Origin of the sequence: Bradyrhizobium sp. RDI18 (genome assembly GCF_043203335.1) — a bacterium.
In the GTDB taxonomy this organism is placed as follows: Bacteria; Pseudomonadota; Alphaproteobacteria; order Rhizobiales; family Xanthobacteraceae; genus Bradyrhizobium; species Bradyrhizobium retamae.
The window spans coordinates 26,273-44,027 of sequence record NZ_JBICRN010000009.1 but is presented as its reverse complement, the minus strand read 5'-3'; the positions used below and the strand labels follow the sequence as shown (position 1 = coordinate 44,027).

General features: G+C 60.9%; 12 protein-coding genes, 1 tRNA gene and 9 pseudogenes. 16 read left to right on the top strand and 6 right to left on the bottom strand.

All coding sequences use genetic code 11. The annotated features are described in order from the left end of the window. Window positions 1–5: 5 nt before the first annotated feature. Window positions 6–848 (bottom strand): TPM domain-containing protein, encoded by an 843-nt coding sequence (locus tag ACFXS9_RS43255; RefSeq protein ID WP_392700445.1) that lies wholly within the window; start codon window positions 846–848, stop codon window positions 6–8. 38 nt (window positions 849–886) lie between these two features. Next, window positions 887–1,434 (bottom strand): annotated as a pseudogene (locus tag ACFXS9_RS43250) (LemA family protein). 725 nt (window positions 1,435–2,159) lie between these two features. Between ACFXS9_RS43250 and ACFXS9_RS43245 the strand changes: the two are divergent. After that, a complete protein-coding gene (locus ACFXS9_RS43245; protein WP_392700443.1) occupies window positions 2,160–2,558 on the top strand; it encodes a hypothetical protein in 399 nt (132 codons plus the stop codon). A 48-nt stretch (window positions 2,559–2,606) separates the two neighbouring features. Here ACFXS9_RS43245 and ACFXS9_RS43240 read toward each other — a convergent pair whose 3' ends face one another. From ACFXS9_RS43240 to ACFXS9_RS43230, 3 genes are all read right to left on the bottom strand, one after another. Continuing rightward, the gene (locus tag ACFXS9_RS43240) at window positions 2,607–2,792 is read right to left on the bottom strand and encodes a hypothetical protein (protein WP_392700442.1); all 186 of its coding nucleotides are present in this window, start codon (window positions 2,790–2,792) and stop codon (window positions 2,607–2,609) included. 136 nt (window positions 2,793–2,928) lie between these two features. Beyond that, on the bottom strand, window positions 2,929–3,141 hold the full coding sequence (locus ACFXS9_RS43235; RefSeq protein WP_013950392.1) for a hypothetical protein: 213 nt from the start codon (window positions 3,139–3,141) through the stop codon (window positions 2,929–2,931). A 237-nt stretch (window positions 3,142–3,378) separates the two neighbouring features. After that, window positions 3,379–3,453, bottom strand: a tRNA-Gly gene (locus ACFXS9_RS43230). A gap of 47 nt (window positions 3,454–3,500) precedes the next feature. Here ACFXS9_RS43230 and ACFXS9_RS43225 point away from each other — a divergent pair. The 9 genes and pseudogenes from ACFXS9_RS43225 (at window position 3,501) to ACFXS9_RS43185 (ending at window position 9,157) form a co-directional block, all read left to right on the top strand. Then, window positions 3,501–4,133 carry a prolyl-tRNA synthetase associated domain-containing protein gene (locus ACFXS9_RS43225; RefSeq protein ID WP_392700441.1) on the top strand — a complete coding sequence of 211 codons (633 nt, stop codon included), beginning with the start codon at window positions 3,501–3,503 and terminating at the stop codon, window positions 4,131–4,133. A gap of 27 nt (window positions 4,134–4,160) precedes the next feature. Then, a pseudogene (gene trxA / locus ACFXS9_RS43220) lies at window positions 4,161–4,618 on the top strand (thioredoxin). Next, window positions 4,584–4,727 (top strand): annotated as a pseudogene (locus tag ACFXS9_RS43215) (tetratricopeptide repeat protein); the annotation flags it as partial. The pseudogenes trxA and ACFXS9_RS43215, both read left to right, overlap by 35 nt. 6 nt (window positions 4,728–4,733) lie before the next feature. After that, a complete protein-coding gene (locus ACFXS9_RS43210; protein ID WP_392700439.1) occupies window positions 4,734–5,075 on the top strand; it encodes a tetratricopeptide repeat protein in 342 nt (113 codons plus the stop codon). A 33-nt stretch (window positions 5,076–5,108) separates the two neighbouring features. Next, window positions 5,109–5,791, top strand: a pseudogene (locus ACFXS9_RS43205) (LON peptidase substrate-binding domain-containing protein). A gap of 14 nt (window positions 5,792–5,805) precedes the next feature. Beyond that, window positions 5,806–6,036, top strand: a complete 231-nt coding sequence (locus tag ACFXS9_RS43200; protein ID WP_013950388.1) for a Trm112 family protein — start codon at window positions 5,806–5,808, stop codon at window positions 6,034–6,036. Between the two features lie 291 nt (window positions 6,037–6,327). After that, window positions 6,328–7,332, top strand: a complete 1,005-nt coding sequence (locus ACFXS9_RS43195; RefSeq protein ID WP_392700437.1) for a histidine kinase dimerization/phospho-acceptor domain-containing protein — start codon at window positions 6,328–6,330, stop codon at window positions 7,330–7,332. Beyond that, window positions 7,304–8,110, top strand: coding sequence for a response regulator (locus tag ACFXS9_RS43190; RefSeq protein WP_392700482.1), 807 nt, complete (start codon window positions 7,304–7,306; stop codon window positions 8,108–8,110). The genes ACFXS9_RS43195 and ACFXS9_RS43190 overlap by 29 nt, the downstream gene beginning before the upstream one ends. 80 nt (window positions 8,111–8,190) lie before the next feature. Beyond that, window positions 8,191–9,157: pseudogene (locus ACFXS9_RS43185) on the top strand (GNAT family N-acetyltransferase). 68 nt (window positions 9,158–9,225) lie between these two features. Here ACFXS9_RS43185 and ACFXS9_RS43180 read toward each other — a convergent pair. Continuing rightward, window positions 9,226–11,499: an NADP-dependent malic enzyme gene (locus ACFXS9_RS43180; RefSeq protein WP_392700434.1), complete on the bottom strand. Its 2,274-nt coding sequence runs from the start codon at window positions 11,497–11,499 to the stop codon at window positions 9,226–9,228. Between the two features lie 193 nt (window positions 11,500–11,692). On the opposite strand from ACFXS9_RS43180, the pseudogene ACFXS9_RS43175 reads away from it, so the two are divergent. The 6 genes and pseudogenes from ACFXS9_RS43175 to ACFXS9_RS43150 all read left to right on the top strand — a co-directional run bounded on the left by ACFXS9_RS43175 (window position 11,693) and on the right by ACFXS9_RS43150 (window position 17,750). After that, a pseudogene (locus tag ACFXS9_RS43175) lies at window positions 11,693–12,173 on the top strand (hypothetical protein). A gap of 107 nt (window positions 12,174–12,280) precedes the next feature. Continuing rightward, window positions 12,281–12,511, top strand: a pseudogene (locus ACFXS9_RS43170) (hypothetical protein); the annotation flags it as partial. Then, window positions 12,512–13,779, top strand: a pseudogene (locus ACFXS9_RS43165) (DNA mismatch repair protein MutS); the annotation flags it as partial. It abuts the pseudogene before it with no gap. Then, a complete protein-coding gene (locus ACFXS9_RS43160) occupies window positions 13,753–14,526 on the top strand; it encodes a hypothetical protein (RefSeq protein WP_392700432.1) in 774 nt (257 codons plus the stop codon). The pseudogene ACFXS9_RS43165 and the gene ACFXS9_RS43160, both read left to right, overlap by 27 nt. Further along, window positions 14,523–17,331: pseudogene (locus tag ACFXS9_RS43155) on the top strand ([protein-PII] uridylyltransferase). The gene ACFXS9_RS43160 and the pseudogene ACFXS9_RS43155 overlap by 4 nt, the downstream one beginning before the upstream one ends. Before the next feature lie 152 nt (window positions 17,332–17,483). Continuing rightward, the gene (locus ACFXS9_RS43150) at window positions 17,484–17,750 is read left to right on the top strand and encodes a lipid II flippase MurJ (protein ID WP_392700480.1); all 267 of its coding nucleotides are present in this window, start codon (window positions 17,484–17,486) and stop codon (window positions 17,748–17,750) included. The last annotated feature ends 5 nt before the right edge of the window (window positions 17,751–17,755 follow it).

The window sequence follows — 17,755 nt, the reverse complement described above, 5'->3', positions numbered from 1 at the left end:
CATTGCTACCACCCTCCCGATGCGCCCCCGCCGCCGAAGTCCCCGCCGCCGCCCGACCAGCCTCCGCCGCCGCTATCGCCGCCACCGCCTGACCACCCACCGCCCCAGTCGCCCGATCCGCCCGGAATAACGACGATGCCACCCCGGCGTCGCGGCGCGCCCGGCATGCCGGCCCGCATCGCCTGCGCGTTGCGATAATTGACCCAGATGATGAAGGCTACGATCGCGAGAAACAGAATGATGTGAAAGATCACCGTCGGATCGTTTTCCGGCGTGCGCGGTCCGGCAGCGCGCCGCTTCACCTCCTCGGCATCACCAAGCACCACCGACTTGATATCGCGGACGCCATCCTTGATACCGCCCGCATAATCGCCGCGCCGAAACTTCGGCAGAATAGCATTCTGAATGATGAGCGCCGCCATCGTGTCGGTCATGAACGGCTCAAGCCGGCGCCCGACTTCGATGCGCACCTTGCGATCGTTCGGCGCGACGATCAGCAGAATGCCGTTGTCCTTGCCCTTCTGGCCGATCCCCCACTTGCGCGCGAGGCCGATGCCGTAATCCTCGATGGAATAGCCCTGCAGCGACTTGACGGTCACGACCGCAAGCTGATCGGTCGATGTCTGCTCAAGTGAGGCAAGGTCGCCTTCGATGTCGGCCTTCTCGGCTGGCGTCAGCAGTCCCGCTTCATCCGTGACGCGGCCGGCCAATTCCGGATAGACGGGATCTGCAAAAGCCACGGAGAAATGCGCCGACAGCACAAGAACAAGCGTCGCCAGCAAACCCGGCAGCGCCTGCGCCATGCCGCGCCATGGCGAAACCTGAGCGGCGTTGATGGCGCCAGCCATATCAAAGGCTCCCGGCCAAAAGCGATGCGCGCCGCGGTTCAAGGCTTGCTGAAATCGACTTTCGGCACCTTCTGCTCTTCAGGCGAAATGTCGAACGTCGCCATGTCTTTGGCCTGCGGATAAAGCACCGTCTTCCAAAGCCGGCCAGGAAAGGTGTTGATCTCGGTATTGTACGACTGCACCGCCGTGATGTAGTCGCGCCGCGCGATGGCGATGCGGTTCTCGGTGCCCGCAAGCTCGCTTTGCAGCGCCAGGAAGTTCTGCCCGGACTTGATATCGGGATACCGCTCGACGACCGCCATCAACCGCCCGAGCGCGCCCGAGAGCGTCGCCTGCGCATCCTGGAATTTCTTCATCGCATCGGGGTTCGTCAGGATATCGGGCGGCAGTTGAATGTTCGTCGTCTGCTCGCGGGCTTTCGTGACTTCCGTCAGCACGCTTTTTCCTGATCGGCAAAACCCTTCACCGTCTCGACGAGATTGGGAATGAGATCGGAGCGGCGCTTGTACTGGTTCAGCACCTCGCTCCAAGCGGCTTTCGCCTGTTGCTCCTTCGTCGGAATTGTATTGACGCCGCAACCCGCCATCGACAGGGCAGCGACGACGATCGCAAGGAATGCGATCGGGCGAACAATGAGAGTTTGCATGCTGGCGGTCATGGCGCTGGCGATCCTCATGTCTGGTCCGTAAGCGGTGCAGGATTGGAAAGCGAAGAGAGTGCCCTCAGGAATCGGACGTCTGTGGTATGATTTTCATCTGTGACGTTCAAGCGACGCCTTCGCCGTTCGTCGCAATTCGGTGGCCAACCGACCGCGATCTCAGGGCTGATCGATTTCGATCTGAGGAATTGCCGACCGGAATTTTTCTGCGCGAAATGGAATTGTTGTGAAGAGATAAACACCTCATTCACCTGGCGTTCATTTTATCGGCAAGTGTTAAAAATTTCCGGCTGCGAATTTGGTTTGTGCCGCGCATACAAACGTATCGAACCCGTTCGTATTCGTACTTAAGGTCTGGCGCAAAACGTCCTTCCAAAGACCAAATCCAGGCGTGTCCCTCGCTTGCAAAGTGCCGGGGCGAAAGCTGCCCCACGCATAAAAATCCCATGAAATGCGGTCGTTTTTGAAAGACGCCACCCCGCTCCGCGGTCAGTGTTTGCATCGCACACGCGACGGACCAAGCGACGGCAAAAGGGCTCGACCTGCCATGCGCAATTGGCAGGAGGACGTTGGAAACGATGTTTAGTGACACCACGTTATAGCCACCGGCGGTCGCGCAGAGAGACGCGATTTTGTTTCGTATGGAGCACAAAATGCAGAATTGGAAAAATGCGGTGGTGAGCGCTCTCGCAGCCTTAGCCGTGGGCGGTTTCTCCGCAGCCGCTGAAGCTCATGGCGGCGGCTTTCACGGTGGCGGAGGCTTCCACGGAGGCGGCTTCCACGGTGGTGGTTTTCACGGTGGCTTTCGTGGTGGCGGCTTCCGCGGTGGTCACTGGGGCGGCGGTCGCTTTGCGGGCGGCCACTGGGGTGGCCGCGGCTGGCACGGCGGCGGATGGCATGGCCACGGTCATCACTGGCGCGGAGGCTACGGATGGGGCTGGGGTCCTGGCATCTATTACGGCGGGCCGTACTATGACGACTACGCGTACGACGATGGATACCTCTGCGGCGACTATTGGTATCGTCGCCATCATCCCTATTGCTACTACTGACAAGCAGTCCGACACCGGCCCCTCACGGGGCCGGCTTCGTTTTTGGGGTTACGGAATAAGTGGAGCGACCGCGCCGTCAGCGTGTTGCGGCGCCGTCAGCGGGCGGTCCGGACTAGAGAACGAAATGCCGAGGTGGATTGGCGTCGAAGCCATGACAACCGGAATGCTGAAGATCAAAGCTACCAGGATTGTGCAGGCAAGTGCCGCCTGAAGAAACTGCACGAAGCGTTTCAAGTGAGTTGCACCCTTTCAAAGTCCCAGCCGGGTGCAATTATTCTCCCCGATGGCGGCATCGAGTCTGAAGCGCGGCGGCGCTGCGTCAAATGCCGCAGAATGCGATACGGCGCCCGCTTGGGCGCCGCAAAACACTTCACCACCAGCGGCAGAAACGATGGCCATGCCGCCACCAGCAATGGCGGTGACGATGATGCCAACGGCGCCAATAAACATCCTGTGCCGCCGAAGAGTGAGCCGTAAGCAATTTCAGCGCATGCACATCGCTGCTGACCGTCGCTGCGTTCGCGAAGCCAGCGCCCAGAACCACCGCCGCAGCGGCGATGGCCACTCTCAATGTCGTTTTCATGAGGTCTCCCCCTTGCTTGTGAGAACAAAAATCACGCCAAGTGAGGGCACACCTATAGTCGGGGCTAATCGGGCGCCGTCCATACCATTTCGTAAAGGCAGGGTCTACGCCATATAGGCGCGTCGAGTGTTGCGGAGAATCCGCCGAGGGCACCGATCTCAAGAAGGAATGGCCAGTCCGCCGAAGCGGCCTTTGGCCGAGACGATTTCAGGAGGTAACTGAAATCCGATTGGTGCCTGGAGCGGGCGAAGGGATTCGAACCCTCGACCCCGACCTTGGCAAGGTCGTGCTCTACCCCTGAGCTACACCCGCATGTCCAGAAAGCTTACGCCGCCTTGCGGCGGCGGAAGACCCGCCTTATGGCGCAAGTGATCGCCCAATGCAAGCCCCTCAATCAAAGCGGCGAAAATGTCCAATCGCCCTTATATATCAGGGGCGGCCAGGGTATGGATGCGCCGCCCCCCGACAGGAAAGCCGGAGAAAAGCCTCGACCGATGCCCGTAACGCGCCAACAGCTCTTTCAGACCCTCACCGATCTTGGAATTGAGACGGAAACGATCGACCATCCGGCCGTTTTTACCGTCGCGGAAAGCGACAAGGTCGAAATTGCCCTGCCGGGCGCCCACACCAAGAATTTGTTCCTGAAGGACGACAAGGGCGCGCTTTTCCTCGTCATCGCCAACACCGAAACTCGCGTCGATCTCAAAGCCTTGTCGAAACGCCTGGGCGCCGGGCGATTTTCCTTCGGCAAGCCCGAGTTGCTGATGGAAACGCTCTGCGTGACGCCGGGCTCCGTCACAGCCTTTGCAACGATCAACGATACCGGCAATCGCGTGAAGATCATCTTCGACGAGGCTCTGATGGCTGCCCCTTCGGTCAACTGTCATCCGCTTGAAAACACAGCAACAACAAACATTGCACGCGACGACCTTTTGCGGTTCATTCGGTCCACCGGCCATGAGCCTCAGGTCATGGTATTGACCGCATCTTGAGGTTCGAACGGCGAGGAGATTGGTCCAATGGAATTTGGCGCTAAAGGCACGGAGTTCGGTGCACCCGGTGCCGCCGACATGATCAAGGACGCGACCACCGCATCGTTCAAGGCTGACGTTCTCGATGCCTCGAAGACGGTTCCCGTCATCGTCGATTTCTGGGCGGCCTGGTGCGGCCCTGCAAGCAGCTCACGCCCGTTATCGAGAAGGTCGTACGCAGCTACAGCGGCAAGGTCCGCCTGGTGAAGGTCAACGTCGACGAGAACCAAGCGATCTCGGCGCAACTTCGCATCCAGTCGCTGCCGACCGTCTACGCCTTCCGCGACGGCCAGCCGATCGACGGTTTCGTCGGCGTGCAGCCCGAAAGCGCGATCAAAGCTTTCGTTGATCGCCTTGTTGCCGACGACGCCGAGATCGGCATCGCCGAGGTTCTGAAAAACCGGCGAAGAACTGCTGGAGCAGGACGATCTGCAAGGAGCAGCTGAAGTTTTCGCGAGCATCCTCCAGGAAGATCCGGCCAACGCCGAAGCCATCGCGGGTCTGACTTCCTGCTATATGAAGAGCGGCGACATTGCCCGCGCCAAGCAGACACTGGCGCTCGTGCCGCCGGACAAGCGCGAGCTTGCTGCCGTCAAAAGCCTCGAAGCAGCGATCGAGCTTGCGGAAAAAGGCGCCGACACCGGCGAACTCGATGCGCTCAAAAAACGCGTCGCCGAAAACCCCCAAGATTTTCAAGCCCGTCTCGATCTCGCCGTCGGCCTCGGCGCGAACGGCGACCGGCAGGAGGCACTTGAGCTTCTGCTTGATCTCATCAGGACGGACCGCAAATGGAACGACGAAGCCGCACGCAAGCAGCTTCTGCAGTTCTTCGACGCGTGGGGCCCCAAGGAACCTCTGGTGGCCGAAGGGCGCCGGAGGCTATCATCCATCCTGTTCAGCTGATCCAGAAACGATCCTTAGCGGAGATTTTTTCTTTTGATACTCACGGAGCGCTATCGACGCCCGGCCGATTTGCCCTCGAGGATTCCCGTTTTCCTCTTCGCGGCGCGATTCTCCTGCCGCGCGCCACATTGCCCCTGAACATTTTCGAGCCTCGCTATCTAGAAATGATCGATAATGCGATGTCAGGCGCGCGCATCATCGGCATTTTGCAACCTGTCGTGTCGGGCGATGACGATCAGGAAAGCCCGATCGAAAAAACGGCCGAGTTGCGCTCCGTAGGCTGTGCCGGCCGCATCACGTCGTACCAGGAACTGGACGACGGCCGGTTGATCATCACGTTGACGGGAATCACGCGCTTCGAGTGCGTCGGCGAAGCCGAAACCGAGATGCCTTACCGCATCATGACTGTGAGCTACGACAAATTTGCCAGCGATTTGACCGAAGGTCTCGGCGAAGAGCTGGTCGATCGGCAAAATCTCTTGCGCGTCTTGAAAACCTATCTCGAAGCCAACCGCCTGAAAACCGATTGGTCGACAATCCAGCGCGCATCGAACGAATTTCTCATCAACGCGCTGTCGGTGATGTGTCCTTACGGACCGGAAGAAAAGCAGGCACTGCTCGAAGCCAAGGATCTGCGGTCGCGCGCCGAAGTTCTCGTTGCGCTCGCCGAAATCGATCTGGCGTCGAACGGCAGCAGCGGCACGACACTTCAGTAATATCGGAAAAAGCCATGACCGATGATGCTGACGACAGCGCTCCAGACGACGCCAACGCCGTCGACCCGCAGCTGCTTGAGCTGCTCGTCTGTCCTTTCACCAAGACACGTCTGATCTATGATGCGAACAAGCGCGAATTGTTGAGCAAAGCTGCAGGCTTGGCATTTCCGATCCGCAATGGCGTACCGTTGATGATCGAAGATGCAGCCCGCAAGCTGACCGACGAAGACCTGCGCCGGCTGTAATGAACATCTGAGCGGCCTGCGATTGCGACAGCAGATTTGATCGCCGCCACTGTGCGCTTAACCACGTCTCTTTAGACTCTGTAAAAGTGCACTGGCCGACTGTGCCCCGGCATTTAGGGGCCAAAGAAATTGTTTCGAAAACTGATTTACTCGCGACCTGCCCGGGAGCGTATGGACATGCAGCCATCGCCAGGCGGAAACAGGCGAGCGACTTGGACATGGCGCGTATGCGCGTCTACGGCAGCTATCATCGGCACGCTTTTGCTTGTCCTTGGCCTTGTCTCGAGCGCCGTGACATTCGATAGCGGCCTCACCGCCGCTTTTCTCGGCGTCGCGGTCCTGACCGCGGCCGCGATCCTTGGCGTCGCGCTGCCCTGGAAATTGTGGCGTCAGAAAACGCCCGTCGCGCAATGCGATACAAGGCGTGCCGACGATGAGATCGAAGACCTCAAGGATGCGCATTGGCGCCTATCCGACAACGCCGTCCGCTATCGCCAATTTTTGGATTCGCAGCGCGACTTCATCGTCCGCCGCGCAAAAGACGGCCGTCTTGTCTTTGCGAACACCGCGTTCCTCGAAGCCTTTGGGGTGCGCGGCGAGGACGTTCTCGGCTCGCGGTTTCGGCCGCATATCCTGCGCAGCGGATCCACGACCGGCATGTCGGCCACCAACTTGCGAACGATTGAGCTTCTGCCTACGCGGCGCGGCAAGCGCTGGATCGCCTGGGACGAAACGGAAGTCTTAACTCAGGACGGCGCCATCGAAATCCAGAGCGTCGGCCGCGACATCACCGTCGAGCGTGAAATCGAAGAGCGGCTGCGCGGCGCCTGCGATCGCGCCGAAACGGCCAATCGCGAGAAGTCCCGCTTTCTCGCCGCCATGAGCCACGAAATCCGCACACCGATGAACGGCATCATCGGCATGATCAACTTGCTGCGCGATACTCAGCTTGATCCGGAGCAGAGGACCTATGCGCGCGTTGCGGAAGATTCCGCCCGCGCCCTTCTCGGTCTGATCGACGGCATTCTCGATCTCTCCAAAATCGAGGCGGGCAAATTCGAACTGGCGAATGAGATCTTTTCGCTCCGGAACTGCATGACCCAGATGATGCAGCTCATGGCACCCGACGCTACTGCCAAGAAGTTGACGTTGAATTTGGCGATATCGGACGCAGTGCCCGAGTGGGTTCGCGGAGACGAAATCCGTCTGCGCCAAATCATCCTCAACCTGTTGTCGAACGCCATAAAAGTTTACCGACACGGGCAGCATCTCCGTCAGCATCTCCATCGCGAATGACCCCCCTGCCAATCCCGACGCCGTGCGCATCGCTATCGAAGTCGCCGATTCCGGCATCGGTTTCTCGCCCGACGCGGCCCGCCGCCTCTTCAACGAGTTCGAGCAAGACGCAAACGCGATGAACCGCAATCCGGCTGGCACCGGCCTCGGCCTCGCGATTTCGAAACGCATCGCCCAGGCCATGTCCGGCGACATCGTCGCTTCTGCCGGCCCCGATCAGGGTGCCGTCTTCACCGCCCGGCTGGAACTCCACGCGGCCGGCGCGCCGCCGCTCACGGCCGGTTCGCTCGTGTCGGAGGAAAGCGGACGGGGCGGCTCCGAAACAGCCCTCCGCCGCGCCCCTTGCCCGCCGTTTCGCGTCCTGGTTGCCGAGGACAACCAGATCAATGCCCTGCTCGCCTGCAAAATCATCGAACGCGCCGGCGGCTCGGCGACCGTGGTCGAGGACGGGCGGTCCGCAATCACGGTGATGTGGGAAGTGCTGGAGCGCAAACGTCCTGCGTTCGACCTCGTGCTGATGGACGTTCTGATGCCCGAGATCGACGGCATCATGGCCACCAAATCAATCAAAGCGCTCTATCGGGAACGCAAGGACGCGGCCCTCTCGTGTCCGCCGATCATCGCGCTGACAGCCAACGCCTTCGCCGAGGACCGCGACCGTTGCCGCGCCGCCGGAATGGACGACTACCTCGCCAAACCCTTCGACGCCCGCAATCTCCACGACCTGCTTCTCAGGTGGGCGCCCCAACCCGCCCGCGCAGCCCCACCTGCCGCTTGATCAGCGGACGTTTCGATCTAAAAACTGTCACGGAATCGTGCTAGCGGCGTGTGCTAGAGCACCGTGGGGATTTCCATCCGATGTGGCAGGCAATTGCAGACCGAAGCAAACGTAAGCCCGGCCGTCTCGGAAAGCTCCCGGCGGGCCTTGCCGCCATCGAAGCGTTGAGTGCTCCCGCCCGCCGTCTCAAGGGCTTTGCCCGCGACATCGAGCCGAAGGTCTACGGCCGCGTCGGCAATCTGGAAGTGCGGTTGGCCCGTACCTGGGCCGAAATCAAACTCGCGCAGCGTCTGCGCTATCAGGTCTTTTCGAAGAAATGTCGGCGGTACCCAGCCGCCTCGCGCAATTCCGCCGTCGCGATGAGGACGCCTACGACGCGCTCTGCGATCATCTTCTTGTCGTCGATCTTGATAAGACGATGCCAGGACGCGCCGGCCGTCCGGAACGTCCGAAAGTCGTCGGCACCTACCGCATTCTTCGCCAGGAAATCGCCGAGCAAGGCCCCGGCTTTTATTCCGCCGGCGAATACGACATCACCCCCTTCTCAAAAGCAAGGCGGCGACCCACCGCTTCATGGAGCTTGGCCGCTCGTGCGTGCTTACCCCCTATCGCAGCAAGCGATCGGTCGAACTGCTGTGGCACGGCCTTTGGACTTATGTCCGCGAAAACCGCATCGACGTGATGATCGGCTGCGCCAGCTTCGAAGGCATCGACCTCGAAGATCACAAGATGGCGCTGAGCTACTTGCATCACAAAGCCTTGGCGCCGCTCGAATGGCGCGCCAGCGCCCGCGACCCGCTCGGCGTCTCGATGAACCTGATGCCGATGGCCGACATCGATCAGAAGGCAGCGCTGAAAGCCATGCCGCCGCTGATCAAGGCTTATCTGCGCTTAGGTGCCTATTTCGGTGACGGCGCCGTAATCGACCGGCAGTTCGGGACGACCGACGTGCTCGTCATCATGCCGGTCACAAAAATCGATCCGCGCTACTTCGATCACTACGGCGCTCCGGCCGAAACCAAAAGCCGGATTGCCGTCGACGCCTGATCGACTCCCACCTCAAAATTCCCTCACCCTGTTGGGAGAGGGTAGGGTGAGCGGGCAGAAATAGTCCGCTATTCCTTCGCAGCACCATAAGCGGCCAGCGCCGCCATGTTGACGATGTCCGCGTCCGTCGCGCCGAACGTGCAGATCTGCACCGAATGCGACAGTCCGGTAACGATCGGCCCGATCAGCGTTGCGCCCGCCAGCTCCTTGATCATCTTCGTCGAGATCGACGCTGCGTGGAACGCCGGCATCACCAGAACGTTTGCAGTGTCCGACAACCGGCAGAACGGATAGTGCTCCATCAGGCTGCGATTGAGCGCGACGTCGGCCGCCATGTCGCCGTCGTACTCGAAATCAACGAGACGCTCATCGAGAAGCCGCACGGCCTGGCGCACCTGCTCCGAGCGCTCGCTTTTCGGCTGCCCGAACGTCGAGTAGGCAAGCAGCGCCACCCGCGGCTCGATGCCGAAATATCGCGCGGCCCGCGCCGCTTCGACGGCAATATTTGCTATCTGCTCGCCTGTCGGCAAGTCGTGGATGCTGGTGTCGGCGATCAGCACGGCGCGGCCGCGGATCAGCACCAGCGACACGCCGATCACGTGGCGGCCGGGCTTCTCGTCCATGACCCGATGTATGTCGGCATAGACGCTCGTCCAGTTGCGGGTCACGCCTGAGACCAGCGCATCGGCATGCCCGTGTACGACCATGAGCGCTGCGAAAACATTTCGCTCATTGGTAACCAGACGCTCGCAGTCGCGCTTCAGATACCCGCGCCGCTGCAATCGCGCATACAGGAACTCGGTAAACTCATCGAGGAACGGTGACTCGCTCGTGTCGATCAGTTCGAATTCCCGGCGAAGCGGAATGCCGAGCTCGCGGAAGCGATCGGTGACAACTTTCTTCCGCCCGATCAGGATAGGCTGTCCATAGCCCTGCTGGAAGAATGTATGCGCCGCTCGGATAACGGCAGGCTCCTCGCCTTCGGCAAACACCACGCGTTTAGGATCGTTGCGAACCGCGTCGAACGTTGATTGCAACCAGCCCTGCACCGGATCGAGCCGCGCATTGAGACGTGCAACGTAGCCTTCCATATCGACGATCGGATTGCGCGCAACGCCCGAATCCATTGCCGCTTTCGCGACAGCGGCGGAGACGTGCGGCAGCAAGCGTGGATCGAACGGCGCTGGAATGATGTATCCGGGACCAAACGTCGGCCGCTCACCGAGAAACGCCGCCGCGACCTGATCCGGCACCTCGGCACGCGCCAGCGCCGCAATCGCTTCGGCAGCCGCGATCTTCATCGCATCGTTGATCGTCGTCGCATGCACGTCGAGCGCGCCGCGGAAGATGAACGGAAAGCATAGAACGTTATTGATCTGGTTCGGGTAGTCCGAACGGCCGGTCGCCATGATGGCATCGGTACGTACCGACCTCACCTCTTCCGGCGTGATCTCGGGGTCCGGGTTGGCCATCGCAAAGATGAGCGGCTTCGGCCCCATCTGCGTAACCATCTCTCGCGACAACACACCCGCCGCCGATAGGCCAAGAAAAATATCGGCGCCGCCGATGACATCGCTCAGCGTCCGAGCGTTCGTCTTCTGAGCGAAAGGCGCTTTGTAGGGGTCCATCAGCTCTTTGCGACCCTCGTAGACGAGACCTTTGATATCGCAAACGTAGATGTTCTCGCGCTTGAGACCTATCTTCACGAGCAAGTTGAGACAGGCGAGCGCCGCAGCACCCGCACCGGCGCACACGAGCTTCACGTCGCCGATCTCCTTTTCGACGACGCGCAATCCGTTCAGCACGCCTGCTGCAACGACGATGGCCGTCCCGTGCTGATCGTCATGAAAAACGGGAATATCGAGCAGCTCTTTGAGCTTCTCTTCGATCACGAAGCAATCGGGCGACTTGATATCTTCCAGGTTCATGCCGCCGAAAGACGGCCCGAGATAGCGCACCGAATTGATGAATGCTTCCGGATCGGGCGTATCAACAAGCAGATCGATGGAATCGATGTCGGCAAATCGCTTGAACAGCGCCGCCTTGCCTTCCATCACCGGCTTTGCTGCCAGCGCCCCGAGATTTCCAAGCCCCAGAATGGCGGTGCCATTCGACACCACGGCGACGAAATTGCCCTTGCTCGTGTAGGCGTAAGCATCGCGCGGATTCTCGGCGATAGCCTGAACGGGAATGGCAACGCCCGGAGAATATGCCAAAGACAAATCGCGCTGCGTCGCCAACGGCTTCGTTGGCGTAATTTCGAGCTTGCCGGGCTTGCCGTTGGCATGGAATGCAAGCGCTTCTTGAGCCGTCACGTGGGCTGCGCGGTGAAGGGAGGGCATGATGTTGACCGTTCAGGATTTCGTGCGCCAGGGCAGTGTTGCCCAAACACACATCAGGGGATAAGGGCCGGCACGATAGGTTGCGGGAGCCGGGACGGCAACCTATGCATATCCAGCGCTTGGATGGGGCGGCGAGACGTTCCTTTTCGCCTTTCGTAAAGCCGAACAGGGCAATTTGAAACGTAATCTCTTGATGTCCAGAACCGACGAGCCGCGCAAGAGCAGGCGGCCAGAATCGGCGCCTCCGGCGCCTGCCGAAGTGTCGCAGAGCAGCACTACGCCCGAGGCCACGCCCTCCATGGCGCAATACCTAGAAATCAAAGCGGCCAATCCCGATAGTCTCCTTTGGTATCGGATGGGCGATTTTTATGAGCTTTTTTTGACGATGCGGTCATCGCCTCCGAGGCGCTTTCGATTGTTCTGACCAAGCGGGGCAAGCACCGGGGCGAGGACATCCCGATGTGCGGCGTCCCCGTGCACCGCGCCGACGAATATCTACAAAGGTTGATCAAGCAAGGGCACCGCGTCGCGGTTGCGAGCAGCTCGAAGACCCGGCCGAGGCGCGGAAAAGGGGCGCCAAGGCCGTCGTCAAACGCGACGTCGTCCGGCTCGTGACCCCCGGCACGCTGACCGAGGAAGCCCTGCTCGACGCCAAGGCGCGCGCAACTACTTGACGGCCGTTTTCCTCGCCACTCCGGCTGAGTTGGGTCTCGCATCCCCCGACGCCCGCGTCGCGCTCGCCTCAATCGATATTTCGACCGGCGAATTCGAGGTCTCGGAAGTGTCAGGCGTCGATCTTTCAGGTGAGCTGATCCGCTTGGCATCGAGCGAAGTTCTGGCTGCCGACACGCTCGTCGGCATGGAAACCTTCATACGAACGGTCGATTATTCCGGCGGCAAGACGACGCCCATTCCATCCGCCTATTTCGACAGCGCTTCCGGCGCACGTGATCTCAAAGAATGCCTTGGCGTCGCCGATCTCGCCGGTTTCGGTTCGTTTTCACGCAGCGAGTTGGCCGCGGTCGGCGCCGTTCTGAAATACGTCGACCTGACGCAGAAGGGCAGAAAACCGCTGCTGCAAGCGCCGCGCCGGTCGGGGAGTGCGGCCCTCTTCATCGATGCGGCCAGCCGCGCCAGCCTCGAACTCGTAAAATCGACGTCGAGCGACAAATCCTCGACCTTGCTTGCCGTGATGGATCGCACCATTACCGGCGGCGGCGCACGTGAGCTGCAGGCACGAATTGCCAGCCCCCTGATCGCGCCCGCTCCCATCGAAGCCCGTCTCGACGCTGTGTCCTTTCTCGTCGACAACCGGCGTCTTATGGACGACCTCCGTGACTGTCTGCGCGGCACGCCCGATCTTGCGCGTGCCCTGCCGCGACTGACGTTCGGCCGTGGCGGCCCGCGCGACCTTGCCGCCGTGCGCGATGCCATAGACGCAGCATCCAACGCCGCGAATATGCTGAACCGCGCCGCAACCCCGCTCCCGTTACCGCCCGAGCTGCAATCCATCGGTACGCGTCTTGAGGCCGTTCCGGCAGCCCTTGCGCACGCGTTGAAGAATGCCCTTGTCGACGATCCGCCGCTGCTTCGCCGAGACGGCGGTTTCATCCGCGAAGGCTACAATTCAGATCTCGACGCGGCACGCGCTCTGCGCAACGACAGCCGCCGTGTCATGGCCGAGCTTGAGACCCGCTACATCGAAGAAACGGGCATCAAGACGCTCCGTGTGCGCCATAACAACATTCTCGGCTTCTACATCGAGGTCACGCAGCTCAACGCCAAGCCGCTGATGTCGCCGCCGCTATCCGATCGATTCCGTCACCGCCAGACGATGGCAAATGCGGTACGCTTCGCGACCTCCGAACTGCTCGAAACCGAAGGCCAGATTGCATCCGCCAGCGAACGCGCACTCAATCTCGAGCAGGAAATCTTCACGTCGCTGACGGAAAACATCGCCGCCGCAACGGACGCGCTCGGCGCAGCGGCCGCCGCGCTTGCCGAACTCGACGTTTACGCGTCTCTGGCATCGCTCGCGCTGGAACAGGGCTATGTGCGCCCATCCATCGACGAAACGTCCGCCTTCGAAATTCGCGGCGGCCGCCATCCCGTCGTCCAGCAGGCGCTGGCGAAACAGGGCGGGACCGCCTTCATCGAGAATGATTGTATTCTCGGCCGCAGCGGCACCCCGAAGCGCATCCCGACGAAAACGAACTTCCCGATGCCCGCATCTGGCTCGTCACCGGTCCGAACATGGCCGGCAAATCGACCTTCCTGCGCCAGAACGCGCTCATCACCGTAATGGCGCAAATGGGCTCTTACGTGCCCGCACGCTCGGCTCACATCGGTGTCGTCGATCGGCTGTTTTCGCGCGTCGGCGCCTCCGACGATCTGGCGCGCGGCCGATCGACCTTCATGGTCGAAATGGTCGAAACGGCAGCGATCCTCAATCAGGCGACGAAACGCTCGCTCGTCATCCTCGACGAGATCGGCCGTGGCACCGCAACCTTCGATGGTCTTTCGATTGCGTGGGCGACAGTCGAATATCTCCACGGCGTAACGAAGGCCCGCGCCCTCTTCGCCACACACTACCATGAGCTGACCGCACTCGCCCGCCGTCTCGACGACATCGCCAACGTCACGATGGACGTCGCCGAATGGCACGACACCATCGTTTTCCTGCATAAAGTGAAGCCCGGCGCGGCCGACCGTTCCTACGGCATCCAGGTGGCAAAGCTCGCAGGCCTTCCCGATCCGGTCGTCGCCAGAGCGCGCCAGGTGCTCGCCCGCCTCGAAAAAGCCGACCGCCGGCCCAAAGCCGGGGACGAAAGTATTGATGATTTGCCGCTATTCTCTGCGGCGCGGCCCAAAGGCGCATCAAGCGCCGCATCGGCCGGCCAAGAGCCCTCAGCCGTTGAAAAGCTGCTCTTGAACATGCATCCTGACGATCTCTCGCCCAAAGCGGCGCTCGAGAAGCTCTATGAACTCAAGGCTCTGGCCGAAAATTTAAAGAAGACGAAGCCTTGACCGACGATACCGTGAACGTCCTCGTCCCGCCGCCCTATTTTGACCGGCTCGCCGCCCGCCGCGAGTTAACGGGGTATTTCAATGCCAGCAATGCCTCCCACGCGGAAGCACGCCCCAAGGTGCTGGAAAGCCTGAAAGGCCTCGTCAAGAATGCGCGCAAATCTGCCCGCACGGCGCTTGAAGCCGACGGCAACGGTCGCCGCTGCGCCGCGGGCCTGAGCTTGTTTCAGGACGAGTTGCTGCGCCTCATCTACGATTACACGGTGACGCATGTTTATCGCGCCACCAATCCCTCCGATGCCGAACGTATGGCGATCGTGGCGACAGGCGGCTACGGCCGCGGACTGCTGGCGCCCGGCTCCGACATCGACCTGCTGTTTCTGCTTCCCTACAAGCAGACGCCGTGGGGCGAGTGTCGTCGAATACATGCTCCTGATGCTCTGGGATCCTGGGCTTCAAGGTGGGGCATGCGACGCGTACGGTCGATCAATGCCTGAAGCTCGGCCAGGCCGACATCACCATCCGCACCGCGCTGCTTGATGCCCGATTGATCCTCGGCGACACGCAGCTCTTTGCCGAATTCGAGGATCGCTTCCGCGCCGAAGTCGTCAAGGCACCGCCCGCCAGTTTATCGACGCCAAGATGGCCGAACGCGATGAGCGCACGCGCCGGGCCGGCGAAAGCCGCTACAAGGTCGAGCCCAATATCAAAGACGGCAAGGGCGGCCTGCGCGATCTGCATACACTACAGTGGCTGTCGAAATACATCTTCAACCAGGAGGTCGGCGCGGCTGCCGTCGAAGCTGGTATCTTCACGCCGGAAGAAGTCCAGACATTCCGCCGCTGCGAAGATTTCCTCTGGCGCGTGCGCTGCTTCCTGCATTTCCTCACCGGCCGCGCCGAAGAGGTTTTGTCGTTCGAAGTTCAGCCCGCGATGGCGAAGAACCTCGGCTATACCTCGCGTGAAGGTCTCCGCGCTGTAGAACGCTTCATGAAGCATTACTTCCTGATCGCAAAGGACGTCGGCGACCTGACGACGATTCTGTGCGGTGCGTTGGAAATGCAGCAGCTGAAAACGTCACCCGGATACAAGCGCCTGCTAAGTCCGCTAAGCTGGAAAACGCGCCGCGAAGTCCGCGAGAAAACCGATTTCCGCATCGACAACGATCGGCTCAACGTCACCGACCGCGAGGTTTTCGCGCGCGATCCGGTCAATCTTATTCGCTTCTTTGCGCAGGCCGCGAATACCGGCGCGTATCTTCATCCCGACGCCATCCGGCTGCTACGCAGCTCGCTGCGCCTGATCGACGACAAGCTGCGCCAGGATCCCGAGGCCAACGCCATCTTCCTTTCGCTGCTGACGGCGAAGGGTAATCCCGAAGCCTCACTCCGGCACATGAACGACGCTGGCGTCCTCGGCCGTTTCCTGCCGGAATTCGGCCGCATCGTCGCGATGATGCAGTTCAACATGTATCATCACTACACGGTCGATGAGCACCCTGCTGCGCACGCTCGGCAACATCGTTGCAATCGAGCGCGGAGAGCTTGCGAGCGAGTTGCCACTTTGCACGGCGATCTTCTCCTCGATCCAAAAACCGCCGCGCCTGCTCGTCGCCGCATTCATCCACGACATCGGCAAAGGCCGGAAGGAAAGCCACTCGATCGTCGGCGCCTCATCGCGCGCAAGCTATGCCCGCGTCTTGGGTTGACAGCAGCCGAAACCGATCTCGTCGCCTGGCTGCTCGAAGAACATCTGACGATGAGCAACTTTGCGCACTCGCGCGACATTTCCGATCCCGACACCATTCGCGCCTTTGCTGATATCGTGCAAAGTCCAGAGCGCCTGAAGCTTCTGCTGGTGTTGACTGCTCCGACATTCGCGCCGTTGGGCCTGGCGTCTGGAACGGTTGGAAGGGCCAGCTTTTGCGCACGCTGTACCACGAAACCGAACCGCTCGTGGCGGGCGGCCACACCCAGATTCCGCGCGACGAACGCATCGACAAAGCGCAGGCGGCACTCCGTCAGGCGCTCGTCGATTGGCCAGCGGACGTCGTCGACGACTTTATCGACCGCCATTATCCGAACTATTGGCTTCGCACCGATCTTCGACGCAGATCGCGCATGCGAATGTCCTGCGCGATGCCATGCAATCGCGCGGCAAGTTTGCGACCAACATCAAGACCGATGCCTTCACTGCCATTACCGAGCTGGACGGTCTTCGCGCCAAACCATCCCCGTCTTCTCGCTGGTTGCAGGTGCATGCGCCGCAGCGGGCGCCAACATCGCCGGCGCTCACATCACGACCACCCGCGACGGCTACGCGCTTGATACCTTCCTGCTCAATCGCGAATTCCAGGACGACGAGGATGAGCTGCGCCGGTCTCGCCGCATCATCAACACCATTGAAAGCCTGCTCAACGGCAAGGAAACGGCTAGCGTCGCTCCTGAAGAAAAAGCGCATCGGCTCACGCGGCGTCGAAGCCTTCACGGTCGAGCCCGAAGTCGTCATCAACAACGCGCTGTCGGATCGCGTGACCGTGCTCGAAGTGTCCGGGCGCGACCGCCCCGGCCTTCTATGAATTGACGTCGGCACTGTCGGACCTTTCGCTCGACATTTCCTCCGCGCACGTGACGACGTTCGGCGAAAAGTGTCGACGTCTTCTACGTCACTGACCTCCTCGGCAAGCAGGTCGTCAACGAGACCAGGCAGGCCACGTTGCGGTCGCGCCTCCAGATCAATCCTCATCGGCCCGCCCGAAAAGTCCGACCGAGCCCGCCAGGGTTTGATGCTTGTGCCGGCGCGTGACTTCACGGCCACGGCCCACAAGGCAGCCGCCGGGACATCAAATTGCCGGATGTCTACGGCCTGGAAGCCGGTTTAAGAGGGCAAATCTGCTGGTGGCACAACGCGAACCTTTTCGATGAAACCTTTATAAATCGTTTGCCACCGTCGGCGGCCTGACGCTACTGCCGCGTCTTCGGCTTCATGCGCGATATCCTGATCGCCGCCACGCTTGGATCGGGCTGGTCGCGGACGCCTTCGTCGTCGCGTTTCGTTTCCCCAATCTCTTCCGCCGCCTCTTCGGCGAGGGCGCATTCAATTCGGCGTTCGTGCCGATCTTCGCGAAAAACTCGAAGGCGACGGACCCGAAGCTGCCCGGCGCTTCGCCGAAGACGCGATGGCGGGCCCTTTTTCGTACTGCTGATCGTTACGATCGTCGCTGAAATTG